This is a genomic window from Kluyvera sp. CRP (assembly GCF_019930565.1).
GTDB classification, from domain to species: Bacteria; Pseudomonadota; Gammaproteobacteria; order Enterobacterales; family Enterobacteriaceae; genus Kluyvera; species Kluyvera georgiana_A.
In genome coordinates, this window is sequence record NZ_CP082841.1 from 1,021,688 (window position 1) to 1,046,335 (window position 24,648).

The 24,648-nt window shown below is 52.5% G+C and carries 28 protein-coding genes; 11 read left to right on the forward strand and 17 right to left on the reverse strand.

Annotation, left to right across the window (positions count from 1 at the left end):
* Positions 1-411: 411 nt before the first annotated feature.
* Positions 412-603, reverse strand: coding sequence for a hypothetical protein (locus tag K7B04_RS24550; RefSeq protein WP_346015168.1), 192 nt, complete (start codon positions 601-603; stop codon positions 412-414).
* Between K7B04_RS24550 and K7B04_RS04710 the strand changes: the two genes are divergently transcribed.
* Entirely contained in the window at positions 602-1,033 is a 432-nt protein-coding gene (locus tag K7B04_RS04710) for a hypothetical protein (RefSeq protein WP_223803579.1), read from the forward strand. The two genes, K7B04_RS24550 and K7B04_RS04710, sit on opposite strands and share 2 nt — an antisense overlap.
* Positions 1,034-1,100: 67 nt before the next feature.
* Here K7B04_RS04710 and K7B04_RS04715 read toward each other — a convergent pair whose 3' ends face one another.
* The 9 genes from K7B04_RS04715 to K7B04_RS04755 form a co-directional block, all read right to left on the reverse strand.
* Positions 1,101-1,337, reverse strand: coding sequence for a hypothetical protein (locus K7B04_RS04715; protein WP_223803580.1), 237 nt, complete (start codon positions 1,335-1,337; stop codon positions 1,101-1,103).
* Positions 1,338-1,682: a hypothetical protein gene (locus tag K7B04_RS04720; protein ID WP_223803581.1), complete on the reverse strand. Its 345-nt coding sequence runs from the start codon at positions 1,680-1,682 to the stop codon at positions 1,338-1,340.
* Entirely contained in the window at positions 1,679-3,973 is a 2,295-nt protein-coding gene (locus K7B04_RS04725) for a replication endonuclease (protein WP_223803582.1), read from the reverse strand. The genes K7B04_RS04720 and K7B04_RS04725 overlap by 4 nt, the downstream gene beginning before the upstream one ends.
* Positions 3,963-4,238, reverse strand: coding sequence for a DUF5405 family protein (locus tag K7B04_RS04730; RefSeq protein ID WP_223803583.1), 276 nt, complete (start codon positions 4,236-4,238; stop codon positions 3,963-3,965). Before K7B04_RS04730 ends, K7B04_RS04725 begins: the two co-directional genes overlap by 11 nt.
* Positions 4,222-4,536 (reverse strand): DUF5405 family protein, encoded by a 315-nt coding sequence (locus tag K7B04_RS04735; RefSeq protein ID WP_223803584.1) that lies wholly within the window; start codon positions 4,534-4,536, stop codon positions 4,222-4,224. Before K7B04_RS04735 ends, K7B04_RS04730 begins: the two co-directional genes overlap by 17 nt.
* Before the next feature lie 27 nt (positions 4,537-4,563).
* Positions 4,564-4,896 (reverse strand): hypothetical protein, encoded by a 333-nt coding sequence (locus K7B04_RS04740; protein ID WP_223803585.1) that lies wholly within the window; start codon positions 4,894-4,896, stop codon positions 4,564-4,566.
* Between the two features lie 64 nt (positions 4,897-4,960).
* Complete coding sequence (locus K7B04_RS04745; protein ID WP_223803586.1) at positions 4,961-5,461, reverse strand: replication protein B; 501 nt, start codon at positions 5,459-5,461, stop codon at positions 4,961-4,963.
* Positions 5,452-5,622, reverse strand: a complete 171-nt coding sequence (locus K7B04_RS04750; protein ID WP_223803587.1) for a hypothetical protein — start codon at positions 5,620-5,622, stop codon at positions 5,452-5,454. The genes K7B04_RS04745 and K7B04_RS04750 overlap by 10 nt, the downstream gene beginning before the upstream one ends.
* A gap of 2 nt (positions 5,623-5,624) precedes the next feature.
* Positions 5,625-5,897 (reverse strand): Cox family DNA-binding protein, encoded by a 273-nt coding sequence (locus K7B04_RS04755; protein WP_223803588.1) that lies wholly within the window; start codon positions 5,895-5,897, stop codon positions 5,625-5,627.
* 195 nt (positions 5,898-6,092) lie between these two features.
* Between K7B04_RS04755 and K7B04_RS04760 the strand changes: the two genes are divergently transcribed.
* Both K7B04_RS04760 and K7B04_RS04765 read left to right on the forward strand, forming a co-directional pair.
* The gene (locus K7B04_RS04760; RefSeq protein WP_223803589.1) at positions 6,093-6,386 is read left to right on the forward strand and encodes a helix-turn-helix transcriptional regulator; all 294 of its coding nucleotides are present in this window, start codon (positions 6,093-6,095) and stop codon (positions 6,384-6,386) included.
* 142 nt (positions 6,387-6,528) lie between these two features.
* On the forward strand, positions 6,529-7,509 hold the full coding sequence (locus tag K7B04_RS04765; RefSeq protein WP_223803590.1) for a tyrosine-type recombinase/integrase: 981 nt from the start codon (positions 6,529-6,531) through the stop codon (positions 7,507-7,509).
* A gap of 190 nt (positions 7,510-7,699) precedes the next feature.
* Here the strand turns inward: K7B04_RS04765 and cpxP are convergent, their stop codons facing one another.
* Positions 7,700-8,200 (reverse strand): cell-envelope stress modulator CpxP, encoded by a 501-nt coding sequence (gene cpxP / locus K7B04_RS04770; RefSeq protein WP_163447326.1) that lies wholly within the window; start codon positions 8,198-8,200, stop codon positions 7,700-7,702.
* 149 nt (positions 8,201-8,349) lie between these two features.
* Between cpxP and cpxR the strand changes: the two genes are divergently transcribed.
* Both cpxR and cpxA read left to right on the forward strand, forming a co-directional pair.
* Positions 8,350-9,048: an envelope stress response regulator transcription factor CpxR gene (gene cpxR, locus K7B04_RS04775; protein ID WP_064540403.1), complete on the forward strand. Its 699-nt coding sequence runs from the start codon at positions 8,350-8,352 to the stop codon at positions 9,046-9,048.
* Entirely contained in the window at positions 9,045-10,418 is a 1,374-nt protein-coding gene (gene cpxA / locus K7B04_RS04780) for an envelope stress sensor histidine kinase CpxA (protein ID WP_163447327.1), read from the forward strand. The genes cpxR and cpxA overlap by 4 nt, the downstream gene beginning before the upstream one ends.
* An 80-nt stretch (positions 10,419-10,498) precedes the next feature.
* Here the strand turns inward: cpxA and yiiM are convergent, their stop codons facing one another.
* The 4 genes from yiiM to rhaS all read right to left on the reverse strand — a co-directional run bounded on the left by yiiM (position 10,499) and on the right by rhaS (position 13,782).
* A complete protein-coding gene (gene yiiM / locus K7B04_RS04785) occupies positions 10,499-11,236 on the reverse strand; it encodes a 6-hydroxyaminopurine reductase (RefSeq protein WP_223803591.1) in 738 nt (245 codons plus the stop codon).
* A gap of 6 nt (positions 11,237-11,242) precedes the next feature.
* A complete protein-coding gene (gene sodA / locus K7B04_RS04790; RefSeq protein WP_163447329.1) occupies positions 11,243-11,863 on the reverse strand; it encodes a superoxide dismutase [Mn] in 621 nt (206 codons plus the stop codon).
* Positions 11,864-12,021: 158 nt separating this feature from the next.
* The gene (gene rhaR, locus K7B04_RS04795) at positions 12,022-12,873 is read right to left on the reverse strand and encodes an HTH-type transcriptional activator RhaR (protein ID WP_163447330.1); all 852 of its coding nucleotides are present in this window, start codon (positions 12,871-12,873) and stop codon (positions 12,022-12,024) included.
* A gap of 72 nt (positions 12,874-12,945) precedes the next feature.
* On the reverse strand, positions 12,946-13,782 hold the full coding sequence (gene rhaS / locus K7B04_RS04800) for an HTH-type transcriptional activator RhaS (protein ID WP_163447331.1): 837 nt from the start codon (positions 13,780-13,782) through the stop codon (positions 12,946-12,948).
* A gap of 303 nt (positions 13,783-14,085) precedes the next feature.
* On the opposite strand from rhaS, the gene rhaB reads away from it, so the two are divergent.
* The 5 genes from rhaB to rhaM all read left to right on the forward strand — a co-directional run bounded on the left by rhaB (position 14,086) and on the right by rhaM (position 19,394).
* Positions 14,086-15,555 (forward strand): rhamnulokinase, encoded by a 1,470-nt coding sequence (gene rhaB, locus K7B04_RS04805; protein ID WP_223803592.1) that lies wholly within the window; start codon positions 14,086-14,088, stop codon positions 15,553-15,555.
* On the forward strand, positions 15,552-16,811 hold the full coding sequence (gene rhaA, locus K7B04_RS04810) for an L-rhamnose isomerase (RefSeq protein WP_167577202.1): 1,260 nt from the start codon (positions 15,552-15,554) through the stop codon (positions 16,809-16,811). The genes rhaB and rhaA overlap by 4 nt, the downstream gene beginning before the upstream one ends.
* Before the next feature lie 101 nt (positions 16,812-16,912).
* Positions 16,913-17,743 (forward strand): rhamnulose-1-phosphate aldolase, encoded by an 831-nt coding sequence (gene rhaD / locus K7B04_RS04815; RefSeq protein WP_064540441.1) that lies wholly within the window; start codon positions 16,913-16,915, stop codon positions 17,741-17,743.
* 191 nt (positions 17,744-17,934) lie between these two features.
* Positions 17,935-19,083, forward strand: a complete 1,149-nt coding sequence (gene fucO / locus K7B04_RS04820) for a lactaldehyde reductase (protein WP_167577203.1) — start codon at positions 17,935-17,937, stop codon at positions 19,081-19,083.
* Positions 19,080-19,394, forward strand: a complete 315-nt coding sequence (gene rhaM, locus K7B04_RS04825) for an L-rhamnose mutarotase (protein WP_163447335.1) — start codon at positions 19,080-19,082, stop codon at positions 19,392-19,394. Before fucO ends, rhaM begins: the two co-directional genes overlap by 4 nt.
* Positions 19,395-19,501: 107 nt before the next feature.
* Here rhaM and K7B04_RS04830 read toward each other — a convergent pair whose 3' ends face one another.
* Together K7B04_RS04830 and K7B04_RS04835 are read right to left on the reverse strand one after the other, a co-directional pair.
* The gene (locus K7B04_RS04830) at positions 19,502-20,899 is read right to left on the reverse strand and encodes a carbohydrate porin (protein ID WP_167577204.1); all 1,398 of its coding nucleotides are present in this window, start codon (positions 20,897-20,899) and stop codon (positions 19,502-19,504) included.
* A 535-nt stretch (positions 20,900-21,434) separates the two neighbouring features.
* The gene (locus tag K7B04_RS04835) at positions 21,435-21,647 is read right to left on the reverse strand and encodes a DUF1471 domain-containing protein (RefSeq protein WP_163448697.1); all 213 of its coding nucleotides are present in this window, start codon (positions 21,645-21,647) and stop codon (positions 21,435-21,437) included.
* A 326-nt stretch (positions 21,648-21,973) separates the two neighbouring features.
* On the opposite strand from K7B04_RS04835, the gene K7B04_RS04840 reads away from it, so the two are divergent.
* A complete protein-coding gene (locus K7B04_RS04840) occupies positions 21,974-24,577 on the forward strand; it encodes a sigma 54-interacting transcriptional regulator (protein ID WP_223803593.1) in 2,604 nt (867 codons plus the stop codon).
* The last annotated feature ends 71 nt before the right edge of the window (positions 24,578-24,648 follow it).

Below are 24,648 nucleotides of genomic sequence, written 5' to 3' on the forward strand. Positions count from 1 at the left end.
CCATTTAAACGCCACAGTGACGCGCTCAGGCGCTGATAAATAAAAATAAATACCACGCTCAGCGCGCAATGCTATCCCCGCCACGCCTGCCCGCTTTATGGGTCGGTTTTAATGCAGGTGCACGAACACGCCGGAGGCGCGCCAGCACTGGCGGCGCTCAGACGCGACAGGGGAGGAAAACGCATGCAATTCGATGCAGTCATGCATGCAGGGCTAAAAATGGCAAAAAACACGGGAAAAACGCATAAAAAAACCGGCATCAGAGCGCCGGTTTCAGGGGGATTCGATTGCGATTAATGCCCACGCAAAGCACCAATAACGCTATTCAGACAAGCGGAGGCGACAATCAACAAAAAAATCGTTGTCCACGGATTTTCATAAACGAGAGATAACATATTGATATAGATCCTTTTATTTGTGCATTCTGATGTGGTTTAACAGGTGTTTTATAGCGACCGCGAGCTCATCCTTACTGGCTTGCTCTACCATTTTTGCGGTGTAGCTTTCCACCTCGCGAGAGCTGAGGTCGTTATTTGAGGCCATTACAGTTAGCCTCTTTGCCCAATTGAGAACTGGGTCTATCAATGAATGGGAATTATGCATGTCTAAAAACCTCGATTTATTTAACCAGCAGACGGCTGAAATCTTTGCAGTGCTATGGGAAAACTTTCCCGTTCCTCAGGTAATAAGCTATGAGAAATTTAACGCCGCACTGCCTGATGACTGGTTCGAACAAATTAACTCACCCAAGATGAAAGCATTTAATGAATTGCGAAGTGTGATTGATGGCACATTCACTTTTCTTGGGGAAAATGGATACATCCAATACAAAACCGATCACCAGACGTATTTCAGCGAAGTAAGACTGACCGAGAAAGCGCTTGCGGTACTCAACAAAAAGCCCGAGGCACTCGGCGGTAACGAGACGATGGGTGATAAAATTATCAGTGCGGTGAAAGATGGTGCGCCGGGAGTGATTGCCGGTGCAGTGACAAATCTGCTGACTCTCGGGGTCAATCTGGTAACCAGCTAACGCCTCGCGGCGCTCGTTGTTAAACCCCGCCAGCGCTGAAAACAAGTTTCAGCACCGGCGGCGTTTGCTATGGTCGACGTGGTGGCGGGATTATCGGACCTCTCGCCGGTGTGAACGCCTCAATTTTATGATTGCTGATATCATGCAGCCGCCCGTAACTATCCCTGACGATTTCGGCACACCCGACCAGCTCGGCGGGTGTCAGGTTCTCATTGACCATTATTTGTTGTAGTCGATGCACAATTCCCATCAGTTTTATGCTTTTGTTTTTATGCTGCGGTATTTCGCGGGGTATTTTGTGCATTTAGCAGCCCTCGCGACGAATATCATCAACACTGAGCCATTTCACACCCGCTTTATCCATTGCATTTTCATAGATCCCCGCCACTTTCGCCCCGGAATAGTGCTTCCATATGCTAGGGATGACCACCGTTGGCTGGCGTTTGCTTAGCGACTTTTTACACAACCGAAGCTCTTCGGCCAAAGCCTCAATAACCCTGACGCCGTGCTCATCCAGTTTCGATACGACCGTCACCACTCCTGATTTTTTATCAACGCTGCAAATAATACCGACTGTTTTTTCCTCTGATGAATAATCCGGGTCGATACCAATCTGATAACCGCCGACCTGCATTAACTTAGTTGTCATTTGTTCCACTCCGTTTCTGTTGAATAGCCCGGCCACTCATCAGCGACCGCATAACTGAATTTTTTCTCGCCATATGTCACCGTCGCACCTCGCGCCAGCACATCCAGCTCCCACCGTTCCGGCCTGATGCCATGCTGTGCGAGGTCAAACCGGATGCGCGATATCTGGTCTCGCTGTGATTTGGTCAGGCGAGCTGAAGGTGCTAGCTCATCCGGTTTTAACGGTGACCGGTTTCTTTGCTGCCTGTTTTGAGGTTTAGCCCCCGCCTTTAGCGCTTCCCTGAGCACCTTCACGGCCTCCGGGTCGTCCCAACCGATAACCCCGTCATCGATAAGATTTAGCACCGCTGCGGCTTGCTCAGACGGTGTAGGCGTCATGTCCGTGGCGGCTCCGTTGGTAACAAACCCACAGTTATTGACAGGACTCCGAGGCGCGGCGATGCCGCTTTTTAAAGTCAAAGGCTCAACGGCAACAGCCTTTGGAACGATGCGCCATTCTGATGACCGGGTGATTCGAATGTGACCCGCGCCAAGATGAGGGGCGTAAATACCGACGACTCTCTCGATATCTTCTTCATACTCGTTGACCTCATCGGTCGTAGTGCGCGCGACCCTGACGGTCTGGTCGTCACGCTTAACATTCGCGCCACCCTGTGCGGCGATGTATAAATCAAATTCACCCTCATCAGCAGCATGGCGAGCCGCTTCGACACGCTCGTCAAAGTCGCTGGCGATGCTGACGCCGCGCGGCAGCTTGCGGAGCTCGCGATATGCGCCCATCGTCGGGATGCCAATCGGTTTAAACTGAGGGATGCGCCATGTTGACGCCCATGCGGTGACCGCCGAAGCGGTATCTTTAAGGGGTTTACCGGTGTCATTATCGAGCTGGCCGTCGAGCGCATAGCCATCGATATTCTTAGCGATGTATTTCGCGATATAGCCAGCCGCGCCGCCTTTATTGAGGTGTTTTGCTTCGAAGCGATTACGCGCCGCGCCGCGCTCGTGTCCATCTTCTTTCATCGCATAACGGCGCATTATGTCGGTGATCTGCTTGCGCTGGGCGCGCTTGCAAAACAGCATCATATGCCAGTGTGGGGTGCCGTCATGATGTGGCTCAACAACGCGCATCCCGTAGACCTGCAAATCATTATCTTTAAACGCTGTACGCATCTTGCTCCAGATGCTGCATAAATAGCGCTGACCATCTTTCGGCGTGTATGCCTTATCATTCCAGCCGTGATTAAGCTGAACGGTTTTATTCTCACCTTTCCCGACCTGACGGGTCGGGTGATATTTTGACGGTGTGGTGATCGTGATAAACATGCCGACGTGGCCGACTGATGCGGCGTAACGCTCAATCCCGGCGATGGTGTTCATCAGCTCCATACGGCGAATTTCAGGGTTTGAAATACTCGCCATCACCTTGCTAATCAGGTCGATACGCTCGCCGGTCGCTTTATTCTCGAGCTCACATGATTTGAGGTATTCCAGATTAGCCAGGCGACGCGCGTGAACGTCCCGAATGGCTGTTTTGCTGGCGTACGGAGAACGGTCTTTATTAACCTCACCGGCAGCAATCAGCAGGGACTCGCGCCAGCGCATGCGCTGGGCTTTAAGCTGACTGACCCACCACTCGTTATTCATCATGCGCGCGATGGCTGAATAGGCCATACGGATGGTCATCTGACCTTTGCGGTATTTCTTCCAGTACATCGGCGTGATGTTAAACGCGCGTACCGCGCTGGCGAGCTGGCCGTAAAGATACGACTGAGCCTCATCGGTAAACAGCGCCTCTTTGCGTCCGTATGCCTCGGTGTATTCGTCGCTCAGTTCTTCGTAAGCCATAAAAAGCTGTGCAGATAACCGGGCGGCGAATTTCTTCAGCGCCTTATCATTCATGCCCGGCAGGGTTTCAAACTCGTCACGCTCGGATAAGAGGCGTATTGATTTACTGGTGTCCATTCCGTACACCTGATTTACACGCTCGAGGCGCGGCCATAGCCTTTTCTCAAACGTCTTTGTCAGGTAATACAGACCATGTAACGGGCTTTTAGTCCGGCGTATGTAGTTATAACGCGAGGTAAAATGCGAGCTCAGGAAGTACGGCAGACGGTCAATTTTGAATAAAACCGCTTGCACCTGACGGAATTCGGCACGTGTAAGAGGTCTATCGCGACCGATGGCCGCTTTTGATTTATTCCATGGGAAAGCGCCGGTGAAGGGCTCACCGGCAGATTTTAAAAATGGTGGTGGTGGCGAAGGGGCGACGCGCCCCCGGATCTCAACGGCCATCGCTGCAGAAAGCCGCCTGACACAGTTCGGCTACACGCTCAACCTGCACGGCCAGCGATTCAAATGCGGTCGCGTCACCGGTCAGAATTGAATGATGAAGTAAGCCGGAAACAAGCTGACTTAATTTCGGATAATAACCGACAGTATCGAGATATTCCTTATCAGCATTATTTCCGGTTTTTGCGACTTTCTTCTCGCGTAAAATAAACTGAAACTGGTCACTGGTGACGACATAGCGGTCGCCGATTTCAATGCGAATTGACATTTTTACCCTCTTTATTTTTAAGCATCGCGATAACATCAATACAATCCTGAACAAACCCGGCGGTCAGCGTTGCCAGTTCTTTGCTTGTGGATATGTCCCGACAAAAAACAGCGCGTTTCACTAGCAGATTCACCGAGTCAGATACGAGATTTAATTCATTCTGATAAATTGCGATTACAGACTTTGCGAAACCTTCCGCTTGTTTATCATGACGCAATTCCGAGAGTTGATAATCGCCGCTCGGTAATACGCCGATCACTAGCCACTTATTAACAATAAAATAATCATGAGCAGACATTAGAGCCCCCCTTTTTCATACGAATATTCAGAATGGTAAATCGTAATCAAAACCAGATTCTCGGCGCTCGGCACGGTGTCGGCGTTGTTGTTCGCGCCATACGTACTTCACGATTTTGTTGATATCACGCGATGACAAAGAAATCGCCGTGGTGCTGGCAGGAACAAAAGAAGGTTTAGAGGCAAGGTAAAACATATAACCCACTTCGCAGGGGGCGAAATACTCTTCTAAAACTGCTGAAATAATTTTATTTACATCAACATTGAAAACAAATGTTTGCTTTTGCTTTTTAATAAAGCGCCAGCATTCACACAATTCAAAAGTATTGCTCTTATAAACAAGCTCTATCAACTCTTTCATTTTCATTCTCCAGATAAAAGAAAGCCCCGCGCAGTTAAGCGCGTTAAATTCACTTCCGAACTAATTAATGTAAATACTGTTCAGGTTTTACCGATGTTAATATCGTTGGTGCGTTTTCAAATAGCGCCATTAATTCACGTAATGCGCGTAGTAACTTCTCACGCCAATAACATGACGCCTCATCGGTGCGCCATATGGGCTGATTAAATTCTTTTTCAGTTAACCCGGCATGCATGAAAAGGGTGCGGCGCTGGCTGACAGTCATGCGACCAACGAAAGTTGAAGGGCTAGACCCCATCTGACGAGATTTTGAAAACGTATTGCGCAGCTCGTCAATCGCGTTAATCAGGCGCTCGCGATCGGCGTCGTTCATTTCTTCGAGGCGCATATTCGCGTGGCGTTGCTTTAACTGAGCATGAAAGCAGATGGTAAGGCGTTCACGTTCCATCATCTGGTTATAGAAATCGCAGGTATCAGACCAACGAGGCGCGGCCAGATACTTACCAATCAAACCGCGAAGGGCGGCGGGTTGTTTCTCGACAATACCGATGGTCATTACTGGCATTTCGTCACCCCTAAAAAACGGAGAAAGGCAGAAACACGGCTGATTTTGCGAGTGCGAATGATGATGCCCTTACGCCCCCAGCCATGCGTGATAGTGAAATCGATATGGTTTGCGCCCTGCTGGTTACGCAGCAATTGAGCAATACAACGAGGCTCAACCATGATTAAAGCCCCATCCATAAAAGCCAAGCGTCGCGTTGCTCAACGGGACGGTTACGAAATGCTTCACGAACACCACGGTTAAATTCGGACAAAAGCACCAATTTATCGCCAGCGCGCGCATTAGGTTTTGTCGGGTCGCGGAATTCAACAACCGGCAGCTTGTTAGCCTTAATCATTGACTCAATCGCCGACGCTGGCTTACCCACTAATTCGGCAAACTTATCAGGGTGTACCGCATCCAGTGGGTACTGGATCACGTAATCATTTGTTTCCATCGCTTACCCCTACTCTTTTCTGATGAATGTCCCGTCGAAATCTCGGCGGCGCGGTCACTTCGTGCTAGTCTCAGAGGATCCAGCCCCTTGCAGACCGTTCAGGAACGCTCCTGAAGGGTTGGACTCTCGCCCGTAATGGGACACATATAGGTTCCATTGATGGGAAATTTAGGACACATATAGGTTCCATGTCAAATGAAATTGAGCGAAAAGGTAAAAGCATTGAGGGAAGCGGAGGGATTGAGTCAGGCGAAATTCTGCCAAATCATTGACTTGTCACTAAGCACTTTAAAGAAATATGAAACTGGCAACTTTGAACCCAGCGGCACAGCTCTACTGAAGATAACGACCAACCCCCAATTTCAGAAATACACTCTTTGGCTAATGACTGATAAGACAGCACCAGAAGCCGGGCAGATCTCCCCGGTCGTCGCACACTCTGGGCAAGACGAAACAACCTTGTCACTCTCAGGCCGAAAAACTGGCTAACTATTAACCGGGCCTATATTTATTACAAAAGTTGTTTACTTGTAAGGAAATATAACTTCCGGTGTCACAAAGAAGTAAGTACGAAAACCCGGACAAGCTCAGTCAATCCGGGAACGTTTGAAAGCTCTATTCGGAGGGTCTTATGACTATCAAAAGACTCGATGATGGGCGTTATGAAGTGGATATCAGACCGCGCGGGCGCGAAGGACGTCGCATTCGCCGGAAGTTTGAAAGAAAGGCAGAAGCGATCGCCTTTGAGCGTTATACGCTGGCGAACGCGAATACAAAAGAATGGGCTGGGCAGCGAGCTGACCGGCGCACGCTAAAGGAATTGCTGGATATCTGGTGGAAGTATCACGGCCAGAACCACGAGCACGGCCAAAAGGAATTTAATCACCTGCTTAAGACAATCAACGGGCTGGGTGATATGCCAGTAAGCCGGATGAATAAGCGGCTATTAATGGATTACCGTTCCGTGCGGCTTAAGGATGGGATCAGCGCTTCAACCATTAACCGGGACATGTATCGCTTTTCCGGCATGTTTACGAAGCTGATCCAGCTGGAAGAATTTGTCGGCTCTCACCCGGTGCACGGGCTGCCGCCACTGGCCGAAGCAAACCCGGAAATGACGTTTCTGGAAAAACCGGAAATCGCCAGCTTGCTGGCCGCTGTAACCGGTGATGATTTGCTTATCGCTTTACTGGGGATTAGTACCGGAGGACGCTGGTCAGAACTGGCAACCCTGAAACCTTCGCAGGTAGTTAACTGCCGGGTCACGTTCCTGAAAACCAAAAACGGGAAAAAACGCACCGTCCCGATTTCGGCAGAACTGGAAAAGATGATAAAGGAGAAGGCGAGCGGGAAGCTGTTCAAAGTCGATTATGAAAAGTTTTGCAAGATACTGAAGCAGGTCAAGCCGGATATACCGCCGAACCAAGCAACACACATCTTGCGCCACACCTTCGCCAGTCATTTTATGATGAACGGAGGAAACATAATCGCCTTACAGCAAATATTGGGGCATGCGAGCATCCAGCAAACAATGGTGTATGCGCACCTTTCGCCGGATTACCTGCAGAATGCTGTCGCATTAAACCCATTGGGCGGCGGCACGACTTTATAAACTAGGAATGACCCAGAGTGTCCACATTGCGTCCACACTCTGGGGAATCTGAAACCGTTCAGAGTCGTTCCAGCTTTTTATAAGTCGCTGTTTTGATAAGTGGTTTTATGTAAGTCACTGATAAAAAAAACCCCCACATCATGTGGGGGAAGACAGGGATGGTGTCTATGGCAAGGAAAAACAGGGTTTGTTACTGGTTGCTACGGGTATTGCTACTAAACAGATTCACATTCGAACCTTGTTGCATCCGTGCAACGTCACGCAGCTGCTCCATTCGCTGCTGGTGATTCTCATTTAAAGCCGCTTGCTGCTCTGGCGTTAGCAGGCGATACATCTGATTGCGAACCTTCGCCATTTCAACCTGGCGGTTCACCTGCTCCTCGGCCATTTTTTCGGCCTGGGCGCGCACAGCGGCTTCATCAAATTTTTCTGCGGTGACAAGGCGATGCATTGCCTCCACTTCGCTAACATTAACGGGTGGGCGATCGTGTCGCGCCCGTTGCATCAAATCGCGCATTTGCTGGCGTTGATGTTCGGTTAAACTAATACCGTCGAACATATGACCCTGGCCGTTTCGCAGCGAATTATCTTCCGCTGGGTGCCAGTTAACGCTGGTGACGACTTCATCGGCCTGGCTTAGTGCACTGAATGCCAGCGTTGAGGCCATGACGGCAGCGATAACATTGCGCATCACATGCTCCCAAAAACTTTTGTGTCGCGATTCAACGAGAGACAGTTTACGATTCAGGCTGAAAACATGCGTCAGGGGGTGTAAAACAACGTAAAGTCATGGATTAGCTGGCTCTGATGACGTAATTTCTGCCTCGGAGGGATGAAAATATGAATAAAATTTTACTAGTTGATGATGACCGAGAGCTGACTTCCTTACTTAAGGAACTGCTTGATATGGAAGGCTTTAACGTTCTGGTTGCCCATGATGGCGAACAGGCGCTTGCGCTTCTTGATGACAGCATCGACCTACTTTTACTCGACGTGATGATGCCGAAAAAGAACGGAATCGACACGCTGAAAGAATTACGACAAACACACCAGACTCCCGTCATTATGCTGACCGCCCGCGGAAGCGAGCTGGATCGCGTTCTGGGCCTTGAACTGGGCGCAGATGACTATTTACCTAAACCCTTTAACGACCGTGAGCTGGTCGCGCGTATCCGCGCTATTTTGCGCCGTTCGCACTGGAGCGAACAGCAGCAAAGTAGCGATGCCAGTTCGCCTACCGTAGAAGTCGACGCCCTGAGCCTGAACCCTGGCCGCCAGGAAGCCAGCTTCGATGGCCAAACCCTGGAGCTCACCGGCACCGAATTCACCCTGCTCTATCTGCTGGCACAGCATTTGGGTCAGGTGGTGTCGCGCGAACATTTAAGTCAGGAAGTGCTGGGCAAACGCTTAACGCCGTTCGATCGCGCAATCGACATGCACATTTCCAACCTGCGTCGGAAGCTGCCGGAACGTAAAGACGGTCATCCGTGGTTTAAAACCCTGCGTGGTCGCGGCTACCTGATGGTCTCCGCTTCATGATAGGAAGTTTAACCGCCCGCATCTTCGCCATCTTCTGGTTAACCCTGGCGCTGGTGTTGATGCTGGTTTTGATGTTACCCAAGCTCGACTCGCGTCAGATGACTGAACTGCTGGATAGCGAGCAGCGTCAGGGCATCATGATCGAACAGCACGTTGAAGAAGAGCTGGCCAACGATCCCCCCAACGATTTGATGTGGTGGCGTCGGCTGTTCCGCGCGATTGATAAATGGGCTCCGCCGGGCCAGCGTCTGCTGCTGGTCACCAGCGAAGGCCGCGTGATTGGCGCAGAACGCAACGAAATGCAGATTATCCGTAACTTTATCGGACAGTCGGACAACGCCGACCATCCGCAGAAGAAGAAATACGGGCGCGTGGAGTTAGTCGGGCCATTTTCGATTCGTGACGGTGAAGATAACTATCAGTTGTACTTAATCCGTCCGGCCAGCAGTTCACAGTCTGACTTTATCAACCTGCTGTTCGACCGGCCGCTGTTGCTGTTGATCGTCACCATGTTGGTCAGCGCGCCGCTGCTGTTGTGGCTGGCGTGGAGCCTGGCAAAACCGGCACGTAAGCTGAAAAATGCCGCGGATGAAGTCGCTCAGGGCAACCTGCGCCAGCATCCCGAACTGGAATCCGGGCCGCAGGAGTTTCTGGCGGCAGGGGCCAGCTTTAACCAGATGGTGATGGCGCTGGAACGGATGATGACCTCCCAGCAGCGTCTGCTTTCCGATATCTCCCACGAGCTGCGCACGCCGTTAACGCGTCTGCAACTGGGCACGGCGCTGCTACGTCGCCGCAGCGGTGAAAGCAAAGAGCTGGAGCGTATTGAGACAGAAGCGCAACGTCTGGATAGCATGATCAACGACATGTTAGTGATGTCGCGAAATCAGCAGAAAAGCGCACTGGTGAGCGAGACGCTGAAGGCGAATCAGCTGTGGGGCGAGGTGCTGGATAACGCCGCGTTCGAAGCCGAGCAGATGGGTAAAACGTTCAACGTTGACTATCCGCCGGGGCCGTGGCCGCTGTACGGCAACCCGAACGCGCTGGAAAGCGCGCTGGAGAACATCGTCCGTAACGCGCTGCGCTACTCGCACACGAAAATCGCCGTGAGCTTCTCGGTGGATAAAGACGGCGTTACCGTTCACGTGGACGACGATGGCCCAGGCGTAAGCCCGGAAGATCGCGAGCAGATTTTCCGCCCGTTTTACCGTACCGATGAAGCGCGCGACCGTGAGTCTGGCGGTACGGGACTGGGGCTGGCGATTGTTGAAAGCGCCATGCAGCAGCACCGCGGCTGGGTGAAGGCTGATGACAGCCCGCTCGGCGGCTTGCGCCTGACGCTGTGGTTACCGCTGTACAAGCGAACCTAGAAACCATCGGCCTGCGAATGCAGGCCGATTTTTTTGGGCCATGGGCGTTTGACCGCCTGATGGCGCTGCGCTTATCAGGCCTACTTGCCGCACAATCTTCGGCTGTTATCTTCAATCTTGCCGCTCAGACGACGCTTCTGCATGGTTCTGCTCCAGCTGATGGACAGCCCGGCTGCGCTCAGCAGGCGGTGATACTGGTCGTCATCGAACGGCATATGCCAGGCAATGGCGGCAGCGTCATACACCGAAACATCGCTCAGGCGCGACACCAGCTCCAGCGGAGCGTCAGTGGAAACCTTACCCGGCGCAATCACCCGATACAACCAGCCCACCTTGCCGCTGCGCTGCATCTGAGAAGCCATATCGCTGATAGCAAAGTGGAAATTGAGCTTAAAACACGGAGAACGCGGCTGGGTGACCTGAATCAACGTCTCACCCCAGCGATAAATATCGCCGATAAACACGTTGTGTTCGGTCATGCCTTCCGTCGAAAGATTTTCACCAAAAGCGGGGGCGCAGAACAGCTCGGCCTGTTCGGGGAATTCACGAATCAGCTCGGCATAGTGTTCGCGGGGATAGTGGCACAGCGCGCGGTCGGGGCCGCCGTGGATTTTCTTTTCGGCCTGCTCATCGCCAAGCAGTCCCAGCTCGGTCAGTTCCAGCTCGCCGTCGATTTGCACCTTGGCGATAGCACTCGGGCGGCTGCCGTCATAGTCACGAATTTTGCCAATAAACACGTCAACCGGATAATGCATCTGCTGCTCCTTACGCGGATACAAAAAAAGCGAGTCATCAGACTCGCTTCTACAGACGTGCAATGCAAATTATTTTTTAGCGGCGAAACGCGCTGCTGCTTCGTCCCAGTTCACCACGTTCCAGAACTCTTTGATGTAGTCCGGGCGGCGGTTCTGGAATTTCAGGTAGTAAGCGTGTTCCCAAACGTCCAGGCCCACGATCGGGAAGCCGGAAGCGCCGGAAATGGCTTCACCCATCAGCGGGGAATCCTGGTTAGCGGTAGAAACCACAGCCAGTTTGTCGCCTTTCAGCACCAGCCACGCCCAGCCGGAGCCGAAACGGGTTGCTGCTGCTTTTTCGAATTCAGCTTTGAAGTTGTCAACGGAACCGAAGTCACGCTCGATAGCCGCTTTCAGATCACCCTGCAGGGTGGTGCCTTTTTTCAGGCCTTTCCAGAAGAAGCTGTGGTTAGCGTGGCCGCCGGCGTTGTTACGCAGAACGGTTTTCTTATCCGCCGGCAGCTGATCCAGTTTCGCGATCAGTTCTTCAGCAGACAGAGAAGCGAACTCCGGCAGGCTCTCCAGCGCTGCGTTAGCGTTGTTCACGTAAGCCTGGTGGTGTTTGCTGTGATGGATTTCCATCGTCTGTTTGTCGAAGTGCGGTTCCAGGGCATCGTACGCATAAGGCAGTGACGGCAGGGTATAGCTCATAATCATCTCCATTATTGTCGGGCGGCAAACCTGTAAACGCCGCGTAATCAGTTGGTTCATTATAGTTAATTAAATGATATTGAAAATGATTATCAATGCCGTAGTTTTTATAAGGTTATAACAATTTGTTATGCCCCTGATAACACGCGGCATTCAGGTTAATTGACTGGGATACGACTGCGCTGACGCCACTGCCCCGGCGTCATGCCAATCTCGCGGTTGAACACCACGGAAAAGTAGTTGCTGTCCTCAAACCCACAGCGCATCGCCACTTCACCAATCAGCAGCTCAGTGTGTTGCAACAGGTACTGCGCATGGCAAATGCGCAGCTGGCGCAGGTAATGGTTTACGGTCATGCCGGTCTGGCTGCGGAACTGCTGGCGTAGCGCTCGCTCGCTACATCCCTGCTGCGCACAGAAGGAATCCAATACGAAAGGCCGGTTCAGGCTGCCCGCCAGCGCGGTGAGCAGTTTATCCAGCAACGCTTCGCTTTGCGTTGCCGCCAGATTATCCGTCGCGTAACGATAGCGCTTCAGGCACACCACCAGTTGGGCAAACAGCAGTTCAGACATCTGGTTTGCCAGCGCGTCTTCTTTGCGGCTCTCGTGCTCCAGCTGGGTCATAATCTGCCGCGCCTGTGTCATTCCGGTACTGCCAATGCGCCAGTGCGGCACCCAGGGCGAACCGCGCAATCCAGGAATATGGCTGACCCAGTCAAGATTAAGCTTCAGGCGTTCGGGGCAATAGATAATATTCTGCAAAACCAAATCGTTAACCGAAGCGTAGGAGTGTTTATCTTCGGCACGAATATAGAACAGATCGCCACGGGTAATACGGTAGGGACGGTCATTGAGGATATGCAGGCCGTTGCCGCGCCAGACCAGCACCAGCTCGCAAAATTCGTGGGTATGCTCAGCAAAAACGTTTTGCGGATAACGATCCGCCACCGCGACGGCCTGCGCGGAACTGGCGAAAAACTCGTCTTTTCGAAGGATTAACTGGCCTGACACGCTGATACCTCAACGACTAACAACTCACTATTATTAGCCGTTTTGCGGTAAAAAACGGTGATTGCCTTCGCGTTACTGAAGCAGCGTATCCCGGCCCTGGCGGATATCGCGCGGCGACCAGTTAAATTCGCGACGGAACAGCGTGGAGAAGTGGTTACTGTCACCAAACCCGCAGTGGTAAGCAATATCGGTCACGCTTTCATCGCTGTGGCGCAGCAGGTGCCGCGCTTTAATCAGCCGCAGACGGTTCAGATAACGCTGCGGCGTCAGGCCGGTACAGTGCTTCAACTGGCGGTGCAGCGTACGTAGCGATAGCGAGAACTGCTCGGCCAACCCTTCCCAACATACGTCCTCAGCAAAGTGATCTTCCAGCCACGCCATCAACTGGTTTAGTCGGGCATCGTTATCGATAGCGCCTTGCACCTGACTGCCTTTACGTAACAAGACCAGCAGTTGCATAAACAGAATTTCTCGGTTGGCCAGCGACATCATATCTGTACTGTCATTGGCTTCTTCCATCTGACCCACAATCGCTCGCACCTGCTGTAACGTACTCTGGTTAACACGCCAGTGGGAAGGATAGTGGCCATCGAGTTCCTGCGGCAGCAGTTTGTTCAGACCTGACAAGAACTGGAAAGCATCCGGGGCACGATATAACACGTTGGTCAGACAGAGATTGTCGGTATGTTCATACAGATGGCGATCGACGTCGCGTACGAAGCAAACGGTGCCACCACAAATGGTATGCGGCTGACCATTGAACACATGAATACCCGTGCCGTGCTCAACAATAACAATCTCATTAAAATCATGATGATGCTCAGGAAAAGCCGCCTGAGGAAGTCGAGGTTCGATCGCAACAGGCAACTTACCGGAAGAGAAGAAATCCACGCTGTGTAATACGGTCATAACAACGCCCACCAGATGAGAAATGTTATCAGGATAGTAATATCCGCTGAGGATTCTCACCTTGACGTTTTGACAGCAAAGCGCGCAAACCCGGTCGTTTTTTCAAGAAACAGCCGGAAAGTTCGGGAAATGCGGTCAGTATCACACCCCCTGAAAGCGGCATGATCGCAGGAATTTGTGAACTCTCTCACGTTCATCTTTGCTTTCTTGCCAGCGCCCAATAGCGTCTGTCAGTAACGAGAAGGTAGTGGCGGTGTCCTTTTTTTAGACTGAGCGGTAATGACTCTCAGAAGGACTTTTGCCATGACTTTTCGCCATTGTGTGGCCGTCGATTTAGGCGCTTCAAGCGGACGCGTAATGCTGGCGCGCTACGATGCCCGGTCGCGTTTGCTTTCACTGCGCGAAATCCACCGTTTCACGAACAGCCTGCATCAGCAGGATGGTTTTGATACCTGGAACATCGACAGCCTGGAAGCAGAAATCCGCACCGGTCTTAACAAGGTGTGCGATGAAGGCATCCGTATCGACAGCATCGGTATTGACACCTGGGGCGTTGACTACGTGCTGCTGGATAAAAATGGCCAGCGTGTCGGTCTGCCGGTCGCCTATCGCGACAGCCGCACCGACGGCGTGATGGCCATGGCGATGGAACAGTTAGGTAAAAGCAATATTTACCGCCGCAGCGGCATTCAGTTCCTGCCGTTCAATACGCTATATCAACTGCGCGCGCTGGTTGAACAACAGCCGGAACTGGTCGCTCAGGCGACTCACGCGCTGCTGATCCCGGACTATTTCAGTTACCGTCTGACCGGCAAGATGAACTGGGAGTACACCAACGCCACAACCACGCAGTTGGTGAATATCAACAGCGATAGCTGGGACGAAGACCTGCTCAACTGGACCGGCGCACCGGCCTCCTGGTTTGGCACGCCGACGCATCCAGGTAACGTGATTGGTCATTGGGTTTGCCCACAGGGTAACAATATTCCGGTCATTGCCGTCGCCAGCCATGACACCGCCAGCGCGGTGATTGCATCGCCGCTGGCAAGCCATGATGCCGCCTACCTCTCTTCCGGCACCTGGTCGCTAATGGGCTTTGAGAGCAAAACGCCTTACACCAGCGAGCAAGCGCAGCGCGCGAATATCACTAACGAGGGCGGTGCCGAAGGCCGCTATCGGGTGCTGAAAAACATTATGGGTTTGTGGTTGCTACAGCGTGTGCTGAAAGAGCAGAACGTGAGTGACCTGCCGACGCTCATCGCGGATACCGCGAAGCTGCCCGCCTGCCGCTGGCTGATCAACCCCAACGACGACCGCTTTATTAACCCACACAACATGAGCGCCGAAATTCAGGCTGCCTGCCGCGAAACGGCACAACCGGTGCCTGCCAACGCCGCCGAGCTGGCGCGCTGCATTTTCGACAGCCTCGCGCTGCTGTACGCCAACGTGCTTAACGAGCTGGCGCAGCTACGCGGCAAGCCATTTAGCCAACTGCATATCGTGGGCGGCGGCTGCCAGAACCATCTGCTGAACCAACTGTGCGCCGATGCCTGCGGCATCACCGTGGTGGCGGGGCCAATCGAAGCCTCAACGCTGGGTAATATCGGCATCCAATTAATGGCGCTGGACGAACTTTCCAACGTCGATGATTTCCGCAAGGTCGTGACCCATAACTACGGTCTCACCACCTTCACCCCTCATCCTGACCATGAAATTGCCCGCTACGTTGCGCAGTTTCAGCAACAACGACAGACAAAGGAGCTTTGCGCATGACCACTCAACTTGACCAAGCCTGGGAACTCGCGAAACAGCGCTATGCCGCCGTCGGTATCGACGTCGAAGAGGCGTTGCGCCAGCTGGATCGCCTGCCGGTATCCATGCACTGCTGGCAGGGCGATGACGTCGCGGGTTTTGAAAACCCAGAGGGCAACTTAACGGGTGGGATCCAGGCAACCGGCAACTATCCGGGCAAAGCGCGTAACGCCAGCGAACTGCGTGCCGATCTGGAGCAGGCGTTAAGCCTGATTCCGGGGCCAAAACGTCTGAACCTGCACGCGATCTATCTCGAGTCGGATACGCCGGTCGCGCGTGATGAAATCAAACCCGAGCACTTCAAAAACTGGGTTGAGTGGGCGAAAAAACACAAGCTGGGTCTCGACTTCAACCCATCCTGCTTCTCACACCCGCTGAGCGCAGATGGCTTTACCCTGTCCCACGCCGATCCGAAAATCCGCCAGTTCTGGATTGACCACTGCAAGGCCAGCCGCCGCGTTTCCGCTTATTTCGGCGAACAGTTGGGCACACCGTCGGTGATGAACATCTGGATCCCGGACGGTATGAAAGATGTCACCGTTGACCGTCTGGCGCCGCGCCAGCGTCTGGCCGCCGCGCTGGATGAAGTGATCAGCGAGAAACTGGACCCGGCGCACCACATTGACGCCGTGGAAAGCAAACTGTTCGGTATCGGCGCAGAGAGCTACACCGTGGGCTCCAACGAGTTCTATATGGGCTATGCCACCAGCCGCCAGACCGCGCTGTGTCTGGATGCCGGCCACTTCCACCCGACTGAAGTGATCTCCGACAAAATCTCCGCCGCCATGTTGTATGTACCCCGCCTGCTGCTGCACGTCAGCCGCCCGGTGCGTTGGGATAGCGACCACGTTGTGCTGCTGGATGACGAAACCCAGGCCATTGCCAGCGAAATCATCCGTCACAACCTGTTTGATCGCGTGCATATCGGTCTCGATTTCTTCGATGCCTCCATCAACCGTATCGCGGCGTGGGTTATCGGGACTCGCAACATGAAGAAAGCCCTGCTGCGCGCGCTGCTGGAGCCAACCGCCGAGCTGCGCAAGCTGGAAGCTGAAGGCGACTACACCGCACGTCTGGCGCTGCTGGAAGAGCAGAAGTGCCTGCCGTGGCAGGCGGTGTGGGAAATGTACTGCCAGCGTAACGATACGCCAGCGGGCAGCCAGTGGCTGGAGAACGTGCGTCAGTATGAGAAAGAGATCCTGAGCAAGCGTGGGTAATTAACCCTCTCCAGATAACACCGAACAGTCCCCTCTCCCCTGCGGGGAGAGGGCTAGGGTGAGGGGAAACACCTCACCGATACAACAGGAACCACAAGACTATGCAGAACATTACCGACTCCTGGTTCGTCCAGGGCATGATCAAAGCCACCTCTGACGCCTGGTTAAAAGGCTGGGACGAGCGTAACGGCGGCAACCTGACGCTGCGTCTGGACGAAGCGGATATCGCGCCATTCACCGCTGATTTCCACGCTGAGCCGCGCTATATCGCTCTGAGCCAACCGATGCCAATGCTGGCGAACACGCCGTTTATCGTCACCGGTTCCGGTAAATTCTTCCGTAACGTGCAGCTCGACCCCTCCGCTAACCTCGGCGTAGTAAAAGTGGATAGCGACGGTGCGGGTTACCACATTTTGTGGGGGCTAACTCACGAAGCGGTGCCCACCTCCGAACTGCCCGCGCATTTCCTGTCGCACTGCGAACGTATCAAACTAACTGACGGCAAAGATCGCGTCATCATGCACTGCCATGCGACCAACCTGATCGCCCTGACCTACGTACTGGAAAACGACAGCGCGCTGATCACCCGCAAACTGTGGGAAGGCAGCACCGAGTGTCTGGTGGTCTTCCCGGACGGCGTTGGCATTCTGCCGTGGATGGTGCCGGGCACCGATGAAATTGGTCAGGCGACCGCCGTTGAAATGCGTCAGCATTCTCTGGTGCTGTGGCCGTTCCACGGCGTCTTTGGCAGCGGCCCAACGCTCGATGAAACTTTTGGTCTGATTGATACCGCCGAAAAATCCGCAGAAGTGCTGGTGAAGGTGTACTCAATGGGTGGCATGAAGCAGACCATCACACAGCAAGAACTGATTGCCCTCGGCCAGCGCTTTGGCGTAACGCCGATGGCCAGCGCATTAAATCTGTACAAGTAAGCCTATAGCCTGACCTCGCCGCTCGAGGTCAGGCATCAGAACCTATCCCTTTAGAACCGTCTCACGCAGAGCTAATGGGATAGGTTTTTAGCCCATTGTGGCGCCACTCTCATACCTTCCCTTCCTGAAAGACCATGCTACTCCCCGAAGGGAATACGGAATTAAACAAGATAGGTATCAAGGAGAACACCATGAGTTTTATGTTAGCACTGCCAAAAATCAGCCTGCACGGTGCGGGCGCAATTGCCGATATGGTTAACCTGGTTGCCGGGAAACAGTGGGGCAAAGCGCTGATCGTTACCGACGGGCAGCTGGTGAAACTGGGCCTGCTGGACAGCCTGTTTACCGCGCTGGATACGCATAAAATGTCTTACCACCTTTTCGATGAGGTTTTCCCCAACCCGACCGAAGAACTGGTGCAAAAAGGTTATGCCGCGTACCAGGCGGAATCCTGTGATTACATCATCGCTTTCGGCGGCGGCAGCCCAATCGACACCGCGAAAGCGATTAAGATCCTGACCGCTAACCCAGGCCCATCTACCGCCTACTCAGGCGTGGGTAAGGTGCTGAACGCGGGTGTACACCTGGTGGCAATCAACACTACCGCCGGCACCGCCGCCGAGATGACCAGCAACGCGGTCATCATCGACACCGCCCGCCAGGTGAAAGAAGTTATTATCGACTCGAATATTATTCCGGACATCGCCGTGGACGATGCCAGCGTGATGCTCGATATTCCGGCTTCGGTCACCGCAGCAACCGGTATGGATGCCCTGACCCACGCGGTTGAAGCGTATGTTTCCGTTGGTGCGCACCCGCTGACCGACGCCAACGCGCTGGAAGCGATCCGTCTGATCACCCTGTGGCTACCGAAAGCCGTCGACGACGGTCATAACCTGGAAGCGCGCGAGCAGATGGCCTTTGGTCAGTATCTGGCGGGGATGGCATTCAACAGTGCCGGTCTGGGCCTGGTACATGCGCTGGCGCATCAGCCGGGCGCAACCCACAATCTACCGCACGGCGTGTGCAACGCCATCCTGCTGCCGATCATCGAAAACTTTAACCGTCCGAACGCGGTGGCGCGCTTTGCCCGCGTCGCGCAAGCGATGGGGGTCGACACCCGCAATATGAGCGACGAAGCCGCCAGCATGGAAGCCATTAACGCCATTCGTCAGCTGAGCGCGCGTGTTGGCATTCCTGAAGGTTTCAGTAAACTGGGTGTCACCAAAGAAGACATCGAAGGGTGGCTGGATAAAGCGCTGGCTGACCCTTGCGCGCCTTGCAACCCGCGTACCGCCAGCCGCGATGAAGTTCGCGAGCTGTACCTGGAGGCATTATGATCCGTAAAGCCTTTGTGATGCAGGTGAACGCCAACGCACACGAAGAGTACCAGCGCCGCCACAATCCTATCTGGCCGGAGCTGGAAGCCGTGCTGAAAGCGCATGGCGCGCACCACTATGCGATTTATCTCGATCAAGCACGCAACCTGTTGTTCGCCACCGTGGAGATTGAGTCTGAAGAACGCTGGAATGCAGTGGCCAACACCGACGTATGCCAGCGCTGGTGGAAATACATGACCGAAGTGATGCCGTCTAATCCGGATAATAGCCCAGTAAGTGCAGAGCTGAAGGAAGTGTTTTACCTGGCATAATTCGATGACCTACCCGTAGGACGGATAAGGCGCTGTGCTTATCCGTTCTACAATAAATTATGCCGTATAAAAGAGAAAGGCCCCTGTTTCCAGAGGCCTTTGTTGTTTTAGAAGTAGTATTTGAAGCGAACGCGCGCGCCGTAACGATCGTCGTCTGAGGAAATCTTCTCATCACTCTGGATTTTAGAGTAATAGGTACCCAGATAAATATTAAAGTTCTGCATATTCATTACGTTTTTAATCCAGTAGGAAGCATGAACGGTATGAATATCGTAGGTACCTTCTTCCTGAATAATGCAGTCGTTATCGCAGACTACGCCATTAAAGTCGCTAATCTTGTTATGCGCATAAATATAACCGACTTCAAAGTTCTTCCACCAGATATTAGTGGCCGCAGTAAAATCGTCTTCATTATTCGCATCTAAATAGGCGGTATTCAGGTTAAAGATAACGCCATTATCGGGATCAGTTTTGGTATTATCCCAGGTCATGGTTAAACCATAACCGGTACGATCAGACTGATCGACAAACTCGCCTTTGCTGTTGGTATAACCGTAAGCATTGTTGACCACGTTCGATTCCATCGCCGCAGAGAACGAGAGCTCGGACGTCGGTTTCCAGTTCACGACCGGGCGCAGATAGACCACGTTTTTATCGTTTTCCATCTTACGACCATGATAGGTGCGGCCATCCGTCTGGACGTTATCACCGTCGGCAAACAGGGTAGTACCGTCTTCAATCAACGAGTTCAGTTCGAAGTACCAGTTATCAACCTGCTTGCTCATCAGGAAGTTGCCGCCCGCATCGGAACGACCGCGGCCTTCTTTCATCATATAGATATAGCCCTGACCGTCGGTGTACAGGTCGTTGGCGGTATTACCAGAATGCTCGACGAAGGTATCCTGGTTGAGCGGGAACATATCGGCGGCTTCAAAACGACCAACCTTAATTTTCCAGTCGTTTTCTTCACCGAAGTGGAAGTATGAATCATCGAGGTTCATGCTGCCGTACATATCAGCCAGCGGCTGGATGGAGAAGCCAGCGAATTGGCCGTTATCCAGCTTCCGCATGCCGTCAAAACCGATCAGGATACGGCCATCCATATCCCACGTCCCGATAGATTTATCTTCATTGAGCTTGGTCAGCGTGCCGCGGCGGCTCTCGCCATCCATGTTGAATTCCACATCGCCGTAGATTTTCAGGTCGCCATACCCGGTCAGCTGAAGATTGGGCATCGTGGCGTTTTTCTTCGTCTCTTCCACAGGGGTCTGGCCGTTTACCGGCGTATTGCCCTGCGCTGTCTTAATTTCTTTAATCTCTGCTGCCTGCTGCACCTGCAGGTCCTGAACTTTTTGTTCAGCCCGATCGGCGCGGCTTTCTGCGGCTTCCAGACGAGATTCTAACTGTTCCAGTCGCTGTTCCAACGTCATCTTCGTTGTTTTAGCGAAACCGGTATTGGCCACTAATAATAATCCAATAGCAATAGCTAGTGTCGATTTCTTCATTATTTACTTTCCTTGAAATAAATAACTACCTGGAAATCCCAAAAGAGATTTCACGCGCATTTGTATAACGGTGATGAATGTTTTATCATCCACTCAATAAAGGACATCAACCTTTAAAAAAAAGACACATTTCTTAATAGGCGGAAAAACACTAGCTAATATTCTTTAGCGCGTAAATAAGGGTCTTTGAAAGATCGTGAGCGAGATAACACTGAAAGAGAATAAAAGAGGAGTGCCGGATATTATTTATAATAAACAACCAATAGAAAAGACAAACAAATAGAAATTAAACATTATTTAAATAATATAGTTTATAGTGGTAGATAAAGAATTATATATACCTTCATCGCTGTACACTCAGTTTTGCTCTACCACCAGCACGCAGCCCTGGGTCACGATATATGTTCAATCGAACCCGGCGAATGGGGATGGAAGAGACGATCCGCACCCGGCGGACAGGTGGCAAGTCACGTCGCCTGGCAGGCAGAAACGAAAAAAGCGCCCCAAGGGCGCTCTTTCGACAGTAGCTAATGGCTTATTTGGTCAGTTCTGCGGTCATATGAACGCGGTTACCGGTGTAAGCCTGGGTAATTTTGTAGGAGCTGGCGCCTGCTTGTTCGGCCTGAGCGGCAATTTTCGCTTCCGCGCCGTCGATGGTTGAGGCGGTTGCGGTCACTGTTTGCGCAGCGAAAGAACCAAAAGAAGCGGCCAGAGTCATAACTGCGACAAAAGTTTTGATGCTTTTCATGATATAAACCCTTTAATTTAGTTGTTTGGATAAGGCGTGTTGCCTTGATGAGATAAATATTAGGTCACATCTCTATCAACTAAAAGCGGAGTAATTTGTCGTTATTGTTCAAAATTTTTGACACGATATTTATCGCCTGTTACCGCTCCTCCCCGCAATGATTTCCATAATAAAAACAACGGTCGATCACGATCACATTCCGATTAAAACAAGGTTTTACTTTCCTGAATAAACGAGGAAAGTATTAAGTGTCTAATAACAATGTTAGTGTCTAGCGTCTAATTTATTTCGACGCTATTTTCTACTCTATGCAGGACATTGAATAAATGGCGCTGTCAGCAAAAGAAAAACTGTTCCATAAAATACTGACCCACTATGCGGAAAGCCCTTCAGGATTCACGGCTCAGGACTGCGCCGACTTTATGCAGGTGAACCGTAGCGTAATTAGCCATTATCTGAACAGGCTCTGCGATGACGGTCGCTTAAGTAAGGAGAATACCCGGCCGGTACGATTCTTTGTCCAGCGTAACGGGGCACCCACATCCTCGTCGTCCCGATTAGTGTCGAAAAAGACCGATGCCTTTATGCCGTTGATCGGTGCGCAAGGCAGCCTGGCTGAAGCCATTGCGCTGTGCCGCTCAGCGGTAGACTACCCAGGCGATGGCTTACCGATTTTACTCTCGGGGGAGAGCGGCGTAGGGAAAAGCCACCTCGCCTCACTTATCTACCAGTACGCTCTGGAACGCGGTGTCATCGCCGCCGATAAACCCTTCGTCGAACTGAACTGCGCCGATTATGCCAATAACCCCGAGCTGCTTTCCGCCACGCTGTTCGGCTATACCCGCGGCGCGTTCACCGGCGCAGATCGCGATAAACGCGGCGCGTTTGACGACGCCGACGGGGGTTTCCTGTTCCTGGATGAAGTACATCGCCTGTCTGCGGAGAATCAGGAGAAGCTGTTCCTGTTTATGGATAAAGGCTATTTCTACCGGCTGGGCGATAACCGTACCCGTCACCCGGCTTCGCTGCGTTTTATCTTTGCCACCACCGAAAATATCGATACGGTACTGCTCAACACCTTCCGCCGCCGCATACCGGTGCGGGTGACGCTCCCCAATTTTATTTCACGTCCCCTGACCGAGCGGATTGCCCAGGTGAATCTGTTCCTGCGCCAGGAAGCGATCAGCCTGCGCAGGGATATTCATCTGGATAATCAACTCATGCACCGGCTTGTCACGTCGCCGGTGCGCGGCAATATTGGCGAGCTGAAAAATCAGGTCAAAGTGATGTGCGCCAGCGCCTGGAGCGATAATCGCGATGCGGACGTCATCGCACTACACAGTGCGCACCCTAGCGGAGAAATGCTGGTCATCTCCGCCGGCAAACAGGCAATCGAGCCGGATATCAACACGCTGCTACCCAAAGCAATGCACGATGACATCATTTTTCGCGAGTTTTGCCACAGTGGCAACGTCATGCTGTTGAACCGCAAAATTGAAAACCTGCTGACCACGGTAAACGGCGTTGTCTCTCAGGAGGCGCTGTATAGCGGTTACGTCTGGCAGAACACCATGCACGCCATCAATGAGCTGGAAAATCTGACCGGTGTTCCCTGTGGACAGGATATCCGCAAAGCTATCTGGCTATGCCTGACCTATGCGTTACACACCCCTATACACACTGAGCAGGTCGATGAACTCCAGACCATTGCCGACTATGTCTCCGGGAAGGCGCGACTGCTGGCGGAAGAGTGTATCAGTCTGCTGGCGAAACATGTGGTCAACACGCCTTTGCCGCTGTTGCTGCCTTTACTTAGCTGCATCTTCCATTCTCTGGCAGGTGAGGATTCGCCAATCCAGGGCATTATCGTCTCTCATGGGCGCTCCACCGCCTCCAGTATTGCCGGTATCGCCAACCAGTTAACCGGTGGTTACTACTTCAAAGCCTTTGATATGCCCAACGCCACCTCTACCCGTGAAATTATTGACCTGTTGATCGCTCACCTGTCGCGCCTCAGGCAGGGCGACGGCCTGATAATCCTCGTCGATATGGGGTCGCTCAAGGAGATCTACGAAGAAATTAAATTGCATCTGCACGGCGAACTGCTGGTGATTAACAACGTCAGTACCGCCATGGCGCTGGATATCGCAGCTAAGATTCAGGATAAGCTGTCTATGGAGGCGATTATCGAGGGGGCAAAGGGTGCGTATGACGTGGAAACGCGCTACTACGCTGGAATGCTCCCAGGCAATAAAATCATTATCTCCTGCATATCTGGCGAAGGCATTTCGCGCAAGCTGAAAGATATTGTCCAGCGCTACCTGGTACAGGATGAGATCGATATCCTCACGATGGAATATGACGATCTGAAATGGAAAATCGCCCGCGCCGACCCGGCATTGAACGGCACGCGGCTGATCATTACAACCACCGATCTTGAAGCGGGTTATATCCCGCTGATTAGCGTTGAACAGCTGATTAAAGAAAAAACCCAGGTGCTAAAACGCGACTACTTCAACGGCTTGCTGATGGACGGCGGGCTGGAACCCATGGTCGAGGAAGTGGTGAAGTTGTTTACCGTTGAGGGCGTCGCCAGCCGCCTGAATTTCCTCAACCCGGTGGTGATTATTGATGAAGTAGAAGCTGTGATTAAACAGTATGAAGCGTTCTACAAAATTCATTTTGAAAGCTATCTACGCATTAACTTATTTATGCACATCGCGCTGATGATTGAACGCGTGATGGTCAACAACGGCGTTCGTCATCGCGAAGAGGCGCAGTTGACGCTTGAACAACAAGCTTTTGTCGCCGTGCATGACACCTTCTTCCAGGCGCTAAACCGTAAGTACAACATCACGCTGCCGCTCACCGAGGTGCTGATGATTTATGAAATCATGGAACCGTGGATTGCGGCCGACTCCCTCAGCTAAATGCGCTGCCAGCGCAGGCTGGCAGACGCTTCGACACTCCCCTTACAGCCGTTTTCGACACGATTACAACG